We start from the raw sequence: 10,939 nt of genomic DNA, 5'->3' as shown, positions 1-10,939 counted from the left end.
ACCGCCGACATTCTGCGTGTAAGGCAGACGCTCTACCAACTGAGCTAATCACCCTTCGAACAATTGCTATGCAATTTATTCAACATCAACTGAGCTCTAAGTTTGTCACTAAGCTCTGCTGCTGTGGGTGTGTATTATATAGATTTACACATGGCTGTCAAACAGTTTTTTAACTATTTTGAAAAATAATTGAAAATACTGTCTGAAAGTTATTATTAATAGTAGTCTGAGGCACGTGTTTACTAAGGTTGCTGCCTAAAAACTTATTATGGTTAGTCATTGTTTGATGGTCAAAAACTACTATAATATTGAGGGTGTTTTACGACTCATGCTTTATTTTATGTTGATTGTTGGAGGCGGGCATAGAAAATTCCACTATTGAACAAACTTTTACGACCTGGTCTTGGGGAGACTTCGCAGGCTTGGGTCTGGTATTGCATATTGTTCTCATGATAGTAATGACGCTACGTGTTGTGTCAGTGCAGCGCAATATCGGTGTGTCTATTGCTTGGATTGCTGTGCTCTATACCTTGCCTCTTTTTGGTTTTATCGCTTATATACTATTGGGTGAGCCGATGATAGGGCGGCGCTATCGTCAACGGGTAGACCAAGCAAGCTTATTGATGGATGATATGGCACGGCGTGAGAATTTGGTTTTTGATCAGGGACAAGAGCTGCTGCCAGCCAACTACCGCGGTGTCAGTCAAATAGGCACGCGTTGGACGGGGCTGGGCGTGTTTCCTAATCACAATATGCAGCTCTTGACGGACCCTCATACTATTTTTCAGAGATTAATCGAAGATATAAATGCCGCTCAGAGTATTATCCTGATGGAATTTTATATTGTTTATCCTAAAGGACAAGTGCTAGAGGTGATAGATGCGTTGTCAGCAGCAGCGCAGCGTGGCGTTGAGTGTCATATCTTAGCCGATAGCGTGGGCAGCTTTAGTTTTTTTAATAGTAGCGCGCATCGTACATTAGAAAAAGCAGGTGTTTTTGTTCATCAGTCACTACCAGTGGGTTTGTTTAAAACGCTATTTAAGCGCTCTGACTTGCGTAACCATCGTAAAATTGTGGTGATTGATGAGCACATTGGCTATATCGGTAGCTTTAACTTGGTCGATCCAAGATTTTTTAAACAAAATAAAAACGTTGGACAGTGGATCGATGTGGCGATACGCACGACCAGTCAACACTCTATTAGTATTACGACAGCCATGGCGATCGTGGTGGCCACAGACATTGGTGCGGAAAACAACGACAATCTAGATGCGCTCAATCAGCGAGTAAATGGCTATACTCGTAAACTATATGTGATGAACCCAACCATTAATGATTTAAACAGTCGGATAAAGGTATTGGCTGGTGAGATCGACTATTATGAGCAGCCAAATATTGGCTCGACATCGATTGTGATACCGAAAATGCCGATGGTAGAAGGGGTGTTGGCGCAGCTAATACCTTCCGCGCCACAAGTGACTGCCCATGTGATTTACAATACATTGGTGACGGTTATTCATCGCGCCAATAAACGTATTCGCATTACTACGCCGTATTTTGTACCTGACGAAGCGCTCTCGGGAGCGCTAACGATAGCGGCCAAACGTGGGGTTGATGTGACACTTATTGTTCCTGAAAAGGTGGATTCGTTTCTTGTACAGCATGCGTCACAAGCCTATTATCAAGAGTTGCTCGAGGCGGGTGTGACGATTGCTTTGTTTAAGGGTGGTCTTTTGCATACCAAAACAGTGGTTATCGATGATGATTACTGTTTATTTGGCACTGTAAACATCGATATGCGCAGTTTTTATCTAAATATGGAAGTGAGCTTGGCCATTTATACACCAGAGATGGTCGCTCAAGTGGCTGATTGTCAAGAAGTCTACTTACAAAGTTGCCGTTTTTTGAGTTTAGAGCAGTGGCAACAGCGCCATGGTGCAGAGCGTTTGTTTGACAATGTGGTACGCTTATTTAGTCCTTTATTGTAGCATTTTCAATTTTAGGGTAAGGTAAACGACTGATGTCAGTTTAGTCCCATGATGACCTTATTTTTATTACTATTAATTTATCCCGATAAAGGATGCGCTTGTCTATGTATGCATCGTCTGCATCACCTCTAACGCCCTTTGACTATATTGCAGCAGGCTATTGGCAAGACTTTTTAGCGGATCGTCCTATCGCTGGTGGCATTGCTTACGAAAGCGAGCTTCGCGATTGTATATTAGATGAGTCATTGGCCAGCTTACAGCGAGTCGATACGCTGCTGTCGCACATACGCCGTGAGATGGTTAAAACTGGTCGATGGCATGAAGAGACATTATTGCTCGATGAACGCTATCGTAACTTTATGGTATTTTTGGCGTTTTATGCAGGGCGAGTATTGGCACAGCAATGGCAAAGTATGCCGCATTGGTATGGACAGTTTGAGCTACATAAGCGCTATCCTGAACTGGCTCTTACAACCGATGATTTTTATCAACATCTGGCGGTTGTCTATTGTCAGTCGGCTGATGCTAATAGCGTTACGTCATTGTTTTTTGCCCTAGAGCCGATAGGATTACGGTTATTTGGTCATATTGATCGGCCGTTTGAGGCGGTACAAGGCGGTCAAGTGGCGAGTGGTCTTTATCAAGCGGTTAGCGCAAGGTTGCCACATGCGTACGACAATCACGTGGCTAATTCGATCATACCAGCCATTAATATCAGCACACCAAATACAAGTGCTAGTGTAGAGCGCATTAAAATGATTGATAGTCAGAAACCGTTAGAAAAACAAAGGTTGAGTCATACGCCATATGATGCGCCAAAATCTCAGAACCTGTCTCAGCAAGAGAGCCACACTAAGCCTGTGCTGTCTAAATCAGAAACAGTACAACCTCATACAACCTCAGAAAATACGGTATTAGAGCAGCCACTACCATCGTTAGTGCCTTCTATTCAAGAATTACCAACGCCCGCGATTTTTACTCAATTGCTCGTAGAGCTGGATAACATAGAAGTCGTTCAAACGGCTGGAAATATTGAGTATCAGCAAGCCCATAAAGTGCTTGAGCAGTTTGAGCAACACATTGCCAAACAAAGTCAGCCACGCACGCAAATGCGCTTTTCAGAGAGTCATTTAACGACAAAAAAGCAAGCGCTATTAACACTACAAGAGGCGGCGCAGGCGGGTAATAGTGCTGCCATGCTACATTTGGCAATGTATGAGTTACTTGGTGAAGGATTAGCGGTTGATAAGCGTGCTGCTACAGCGTCAGGGATTGAATGGGTTAAGCAGGCAGCTAGCAAAAATGACAGTCGTGCGCAGCGCCTACTAAGCAAGATGTATTACCAAGGGGTCGGCGTGGCGCAAGATATAGACACTGGTAAATATTGGCTAGAGCAAGCAGCAAAGAATGGACATGCGGAAGCGGCGAGCGTAGTAGGGCAATGGCAACAGGCGCAAGCGCTGATAACGACACAAAAACAAGAGCAACATAGCATGAAGCGTTATCAGTTGTTATTCGCCGCCCTACTCGTAGTGGCAATATTGATCCTAATTATTGTCTAAAATATTTTATGGCAACACGCTGTAAAGCGTATTGTTAATCGCTAAATTCAGGTAGAATTGGCGCATTTTTTACCGTCACCTTACTATAGTCGATTTAATTTAAAGAGGTAAAAGGCAACCGAGTGCAGATGTATAGGTAATACTGCAAACGAGGTTAATGCCGTCACTCTTTTATAGTGAATTGACTATATTATTTAAGCCATTACTAATCTGGGCAACTTTATGCCATCTTCTCCTATATCCTCTGATTGTGCTTTGGAAGCGACTGACCCAGTATCGTTGCCCAGCCGCACTGTTTATACTGCGCCTTTGTATTATCAGTGCGCCATTGGCTTACTTAAGCCGCTATATCGACTGCAAGTTTGGCAACGCTCACACAACCGCGACAACTATCAACAAGAAGTGGCGCAGCGTTTTGGTAAGCAATATCCACCGCGACCAGTGGCTAAACTGACTAATGCGCAAACTGATAAAGGCGTTATTTGGTGTCATGCGGTGTCATTGGGAGAGACCAATACCGTCGCGCCCTTATTAGATGCATTATTGGCTGATGGCTATCAAATATGGTTAACTAATACCACGCAGACAGGTTTTGCTCGCGGTGCCAGCCGTTTCACCGATGATATTGTTCAAGGTCGGATGAGCCATAGCTACGTACCTGTCGACAGCCCAACTGTGATTGAGGCTTTTTTGGGTCATGTCAAGCCCATCGCTGCTCTGTTTGTCGAAACAGAACTGTGGGCAAATATCCTAACCAAATTATCCGAACACCATATTCCCAGTATCTTGGTCAACGGTCGGCTGTCAGCGTCTTCTTTTAAAAGTTATCAAAAAATTGCTGCGGTCAGTGCCAGTATGATGAAAAATCTGACTTTGATTATCGCCCAAGACAGCGACTCAGCGAAACGCTTTCGACAATTGGGTGCGAATAGCGCGCAAATTCGTGTCGCAGGTTCACTCAAATGGGTGATTAATACGCCTCAAACTGAAGATAAAGCGGCTGATATAGAAGCTGATACAGAAAATAACTATACAGAAAATCCTAGCGTACCAAACCAATATTCTGAATCGGTCAAAGAGTCCACATTAGCAAAAGAGATGAATATCGCTGGTCGACCGATTTGGGTTGCCGCAAGTACCCATAGTGGCGAAGAAGAGACGGCACTATCACTGCATCAACAGCTATTGTCTCATTCTGCGCTCGATGATGCGCTGCTTATCATTGTACCTAGACATCCTGAACGTTTTGATGAAGTAGCAGCGCTCATTCAAGCGTCTGACTTAACAATGGCACGGCGTAGTGCAGAAGATAGCATTCATGTAGACACACAAGTCTATCTGGCTGATAGCATGGGTGAGCTGATGACGTGGTATAAGTTGGCAGATGTGTCACTGGTCGGCGGCTCGTTAGTGGATGTCGGTGGACACAATCCCGTTGAGCCAGCCAGTGTGGCAACGCCTGTGCTCATGGGGCGCTATACGCAGTCTTGTCAAAGCGTGGTGGATAAATTGGCGGAGGTCGGCGCGTTATATCAGCCAAACAATGTTTTCTATCGTCCCGTTACTGTTAGTGCGGCTACTACTAATGATGATACGAATCAACAATCCTCTCGTAAGAAGCCTGCCGCTAAAGAGGATGTAGCGCTCATTTATCAGCAGCTAGTGTCTTGGCTCAGTGATCTTGAGGTAGCGGAACAAGCAGGGCAAGCTGGCGCGCGAATGACGAGACAACAGCAAGCCGTATTGACCCGCCAATTTACCATGATTAAAGAGGTTGTTGAGCAGCATGCTATTCAACAACCAAGCCAAGAGCTGCTATGAATTGTCTATTATTACCCATTGAAAAATTCTCTTCGGATGCGGCATATATTGATGAATTATCACAAATAAATCACGTCAATAAAGTGCTAACAGCAAAAGTTGGTGATACGCTGAAAATCGGTCAAATGGGCGGTCATTTGGGCACTGCTGTGATTGAAAGCATCCGCTCTGATGCTATTGAGTTGCGTGATATTCAGCTCACCACTGCGCCGCCACCAAAGCTAGATTTGACCGTTGTATTAGCACTACCGCGTCCTAAAGTGCTACGCCGCTTAATTATGGATATGACCGCGCTTGGGGTGCGCGATATCATCTTAATCAACAGCTATCGCACGCAAAAAAGCTATTGGCAAAGTCCGATGCTTGAGCGCCTTGATGAATTTGTATTAGAAGGGCTGCAACAAGGAGTTGATACCATAGCGCCTCGTATCACTTTACAAAAACGCTTCAAGCCATTCGTGGAAGATGAGCTGGCAGGTTTGGTAACCAATCGAGCCATCGTGGCGCACCCGTATAGTGAGCTATCCTTTACACAGTATCTACAACAGCAACCATCGTTAGGATTGCCAAGTCTGGTTTGTATCGGTAGCGAGGGCGGCTGGATTGATTATGAAATAGCACTGCTTGCCACTCAAGGTTGCGCGGCAGTCACTACAGGCTCGCGTATCCTGCGTACAGAAGCCGCCGTCAATGTGATTTTGGGTCAATGGTTGCTGTCGTGAATCAGCAGATCGTTGAAAGATAATTAAGACATGCCATCACTTAGAAAATCTATAGATTGATTCATGAGGATCTATAAATTTATCCTTAAAAAGAGACAATTGAGCCAAATTATCGGTGTATTTCTGAGTTAAACAAATGTATTGATAATTAATCTCATTTCTATTAGTATGTTGTTTCAGAGATTATCGCGTGATTGAGCCTTACTGTTAGAGGTCTTTAGCGCCGTCTTATCTTATTGTCATCTCATCTATTTATCTCACCTTTTCGTAGCATCATTATGGGGAAAACCATGTCATTGAATGCCATTAGCGCTAACCTAACTTCTACTAAGCTTATCTTGCCTGTTGCCGTATTTGGCATGATGTTGGGACTGGCTGGTTGTAGCAATTCATCTACAACAGAAGAGAGCGTGGAGGCGGAGACATCAGCGGCGGCTACTGAGCAACCAGCTGCTACTGATGGTGCTACGAGTGAAGGTGGTCAGACGATTACTATTTATTCTTCGCGAAATGAGCAGCTGATTAAGCCATTGCTAGACCGTTATACCGAACAGACAGGTGTGAAGATTGAGCTGGTCACAGATAGTACAGGTCCGCTCATGGCGCGTTTGCAAGCTGAAGGTCAGAACACGCCAGCCGATATGCTGCTAACGGTTGATGCGGGTAACTTATGGCAAGCGGCTCAGCAAGGCTTGTTACAACCAGTATCCTCTACTGTGTTGGAGACCAACGTTCCTGCCAAATATCGTGATCCAAAAGGTCAATGGACAGGGCTATCATTGCGTGCTCGTACGATCTTTTATGACCCAAGTAAAGTCAGTGCCGACCAATTATCTACTTATGCAGATTTAGCCGATCCAAAATGGAAAGGCAAGTTATGCCTACGTACCTCTAAAAAAGTCTATAACCAGTCGCTTGTGGCCAGTATGATGGAGCATTTGGGCGAAGAAAAAACGGAAGAAATCGTCCGTGGTTGGGTCGCTAACTTAGCGACTGACGTGTTCAGCGATGACACCAGTATGCTAGAAGCCATCGCTGCTGGTCAGTGTGAAGTGGGCATTGCCAACAGTTACTACTACGGTCGTCTGCTCGATGAAAAACCTAACTTCCCTGTGAAAATATTTTGGGCAAACCAAGGCACGACTGGTACACACGTAAATATTTCAGGTGCTGGTGTGGTCGCAGGTTCAGACAATCCAGATGGGACGCTTAAACTGATAGAATGGTTGTCTTCTGATGAGGCGCAAGGTCTTTATGCCAGCTCAGACAAAGAATTCCCAGTAAAAGTAGGGGTTGATGAGTCAGAAATGCTCAGATCATGGGGTGAATTCAAAAAAGACGATATCAATGTGCAAAAGTTTGGTGAGCTGCAAACCCAAGCCATTCAGTTGATGGACAAAGCAGGCTATAAATAAGGTATTGACAGTCATACCATTCTCAAAAATGACAATGCCTATCAAGCACGAGTATCAAGCTTGATAGGCTAAATGATAGTGTTTATGTTCAAAGCAGACAGTGTTTTTAGCCGTATTTTTGAGTTTGGTATAATGTTATAAGGTCTTTATGCGTATGACACGGTAATAATGATATGATCAAAACGCCAGACGCGTCTGTACGTCAAAACGATACAGTCAATGATAGTGCTAATGCCAACAATATGGATAATCATAATATTGATGGAAAGCAGACTGTCAGCCAAGACCACGCCGTCCGTAAACGTATTATCTCAAAATCAGTCTTAGGACTGATTTCGTCGTTTATGCTTTTGCCAATTTTGATTGTGTTGCTGTCTTGGACGCAGCCAATTGCCGATATCTGGACGCACATGGCAGATTATGTGCTGCCGCAAGTGCTTAAAAATACCGCGATTTTATTGCTGATGGTAACGGTCGTGTCTGGCACTATTGGCACCGCGCTTGCTTGGGTAACCAGTATGTACCGCTTCCCTGGACAGCGGTTTTTTTCGTGGGCGCTGATGTTACCACTGGCGATACCTGCCTATGTATTGGCGTTTGTCACCATTGGTATTGTTGATTTTAGTGGACCATTACAGACAGGTTTGCGCGACCTAGGCTTTGATGCAGCGATTCCTTCGATCCGTAATGTCTGGGGAGCAGGTTTGGTATTGTCCCTAGCATTTTATCCCTATGTCTATTTGTTGGCGCGTCAAGCGTTCTTATCGCAAGGCAGGCGCGCGATTGAAGCAGGACAAATGCTGGGCTTAAGCCGTAGCCGCGTGTTTTTTCGGTTGGCCTTACCACAAGCATTGCCATGGATTATTGGCGGACTATTGCTTGCCAGTATGGAAACTTTGGCAGACTTTGGTGCCGTGTCAGTCTTTAATGTTGATACCTTTACCACGGCTATTTACAAAGCATGGTTTGGCTTCTTTAGTTTGACCACTGCGGCACAATTGGCAGCTTTGCTCATCGGTGTGATCTTTATTGTGGTATTGTTTGAGCAGTATTGGCAAACCAAGCGCGGCAATAACGTGACTCAAGGCAGCAGTCAGCGTTTTGATGCCAGCACGCCTGCGAAATTAGGTATGACATTGCTGTGTACCTTGGTGTTTGCTGGCGCTTTTTTAATCCCATTTTTGCAGCTCATCTACTGGACGGCATTGAATTTTCGCCAAGATTTTGATGCGCGCTATATTGATTTTGTGACCAACAGCCTCATGATTGCTAGCATGACCACGATTTTTATTGCCTTTTTAGCGATTATCATTGCGTGGATTAAGCGGCAGTATCCTGATAAATTGACCAAGCTCATGACTACTTTGGCAAATTTGGGTTATGTGGTGCCGGGTACAGTATTGGCAGTGGGCATCTTTATCCCAATTGCTTGGCTAGACAACCAAATGATTGCGTTTGGGATTACCACGCAGCAAGTGCTATCAGGCAGTGTGATAGTGATGCTATTGGCATTATCGACGCGTTTTATGACGGTGAGTTTTCAGCCAGTTGATCGACAGCTACAGCGACTAACGGTCAATCAAGAAGCGGCTGCCAAATTACTGAGTGACAGTCCTTATCAGCGCTGGCGTCAAGTGATGTTGCCCGTTATTAGTCCAGGAATATTGACTGGACTATTGATGGGGTTTGTTGAAGTCATGAAAGAGATGCCGATTACGTTAATGACGCGTCGCCAAGGCTGGGATACGCTGGCAGTGCGGGTATTTGAGATGACCAGTGAAGGAATGTGGGGACGAGCTGCATTGCCAAGTTTATTGATTGTGCTGGTTGGTCTGCTGCCTGTTTGGATATTATTGCGTCAAAGCGATAAGTAAAGTTAAGGTGTTTTTAGAGTGAATCTGAATTGTCCGATGACGCTCCATTTTATGATTGTTTTCACTGTTTTATCTATGGGTTTTATTTACTAATAGCTAACTGGTACCGTCTATGTACACTGATTCAATGAAAGGCTCAGCAGACTCTAAATCAATCAATGCCAAGTCAATAAAGGCGAAGGCAAGACTGGAGCATATAAAAAAATTACCAGTTGCTCAAGTTAAGACGCCGCCCGCCCAGCCTAGTAAGTTTTTAGAAAAAAGCAGTGCTTTTAGCCAAGATGTTGAGACAGATACTGAGGCAGCTACGGCTACTAGTCCTTATTTTAGTGTGCAAGATTTAATCGTCGGTTATGACGATACGATTATCGTCAATGGTTTGTCATTGCAATTGAAGCAAGGCGAGATTGGTTGCTTTTTGGGCTATAGCGGCTGCGGCAAGACCACGGCACTAAGAGCGATTGCAGGGCTGGAACAAAGCCGTGATGGTACGGTTCTCTTAAACAATCAATGTCTTACTGATAAAACTGACCGCAACTCATTTGCCGTCGCACCCGCCAAACGCGGTATGGGTATGGTGTTTCAGGATTATGCGTTATTTGGGCATTTGAGCGTGGCAAAAAACATCGCTTTTGGTCTGAATAAATGGTCTGCCTCTGACAAAAAATCCCGTGTCGCTGAGATGCTAGAGCTGGTTGAATTGTCTGAGCATGCTGACAAACGTCCAAATGAGCTATCAGGTGGTCAGCAGCAGCGGGTGGCATTAGCCCGTGCATTAGCGCCAAAGCCAAAACTATTACTACTTGATGAGCCGTTTTCTAATCTAGATGTGGTGCTACGTGAATCATTGGCAATGAATGTCCGTGATATTCTTAAACGCACTAATACCACGGCAATACTGGTCACTCATGATCAAAACGAAGCCTTTGCACTGGCTGATAAAGTGGGGGTGATGCATAAAGGTAAACTGGTACAGTGGGCAACCCCAAGTGAGCTATATCACGAGCCAATCAGTCCTTTTGTCGCTGAGTTTGTCGGCGAAGGCGCGATGATAGATGGTATCATCAAAGAAGGCCATGTTGAGACGGCATTAGGCGATATCTATCGGCGTATGGAAGTGTACGATGAATCAGGGTACCCACAGTATTGCGAGTATGATTATCCTAATGGCACACCGATTAAGGTGTTGGTGCGCCCTGATGATATCATTCATGACGATGAGAGCACACAAACCGCTTTAGTCGTTGGACGCGTATTTCGCGGTGCCAACTATCTATATCGCTTGCAGCTCGATGACGGGCAAACGGTACTGTCTTTAGTCGCCAGCCACCATAATCACGAGATTGGGTCACAGATTGGTATTTTACCTATCTTAGAGCACGTCGTGGTATTTGATGAAAAAGACATTAATGCGACGACTTGGTCAGAGTATGATAGGTCAGAAAGAGTTGATGAGACAGAATAGTCGCAGCATTTATAAATGATTAGGGTATTAACCTCGCGACATGCACACGGTATGCTATTGACGCTTGGCTGCCTTGTATCTACTTTAAACTG

At 44.7% G+C, this 10,939-nt stretch carries 7 protein-coding genes; all 7 read left to right on the top strand.

Annotation, left to right across the window (positions count from 1 at the left end):
* Nucleotides 1-347: 347 nt before the first annotated feature.
* Nucleotides 348-1,988: a cardiolipin synthase gene (locus tag I3252_RS11775; RefSeq protein ID WP_345945884.1), complete on the top strand. Its 1,641-nt coding sequence runs from the start codon at nucleotides 348-350 to the stop codon at nucleotides 1,986-1,988.
* A gap of 104 nt (nucleotides 1,989-2,092) precedes the next feature.
* Nucleotides 2,093-3,550, top strand: a complete 1,458-nt coding sequence (locus tag I3252_RS11770; protein WP_238035324.1) for a tetratricopeptide repeat protein — start codon at nucleotides 2,093-2,095, stop codon at nucleotides 3,548-3,550.
* 222 nt (nucleotides 3,551-3,772) lie between these two features.
* Nucleotides 3,773-5,371, top strand: a complete 1,599-nt coding sequence (locus I3252_RS11765; RefSeq protein WP_238035323.1) for a 3-deoxy-D-manno-octulosonic acid transferase — start codon at nucleotides 3,773-3,775, stop codon at nucleotides 5,369-5,371.
* Nucleotides 5,368-6,093 (top strand): 16S rRNA (uracil(1498)-N(3))-methyltransferase, encoded by a 726-nt coding sequence (locus I3252_RS11760; protein ID WP_238035322.1) that lies wholly within the window; start codon nucleotides 5,368-5,370, stop codon nucleotides 6,091-6,093. The genes I3252_RS11765 and I3252_RS11760 overlap by 4 nt, the downstream gene beginning before the upstream one ends.
* A gap of 290 nt (nucleotides 6,094-6,383) precedes the next feature.
* Entirely contained in the window at nucleotides 6,384-7,508 is a 1,125-nt protein-coding gene (locus tag I3252_RS11755) for a Fe(3+) ABC transporter substrate-binding protein (protein WP_238035321.1), read from the top strand.
* A gap of 173 nt (nucleotides 7,509-7,681) precedes the next feature.
* A complete protein-coding gene (locus tag I3252_RS11750; RefSeq protein WP_238035320.1) occupies nucleotides 7,682-9,382 on the top strand; it encodes an iron ABC transporter permease in 1,701 nt (566 codons plus the stop codon).
* Nucleotides 9,383-9,494: 112 nt separating this feature from the next.
* Nucleotides 9,495-10,847 carry an ABC transporter ATP-binding protein gene (locus I3252_RS11745; RefSeq protein WP_238035319.1) on the top strand — a complete coding sequence of 451 codons (1,353 nt, stop codon included), beginning with the start codon at nucleotides 9,495-9,497 and terminating at the stop codon, nucleotides 10,845-10,847.
* The last annotated feature ends 92 nt before the right edge of the window (nucleotides 10,848-10,939 follow it).

Origin of the sequence: Psychrobacter sp. Ps4 (genome assembly GCF_022129285.1) — a bacterium.
GTDB classification, from domain to species: Bacteria; Pseudomonadota; Gammaproteobacteria; order Pseudomonadales; family Moraxellaceae; genus Psychrobacter; species Psychrobacter immobilis_A.
The sequence above is the reverse complement of the archived record's forward strand: the minus strand, read 5'-3'. Positions and strand labels throughout refer to the sequence as shown.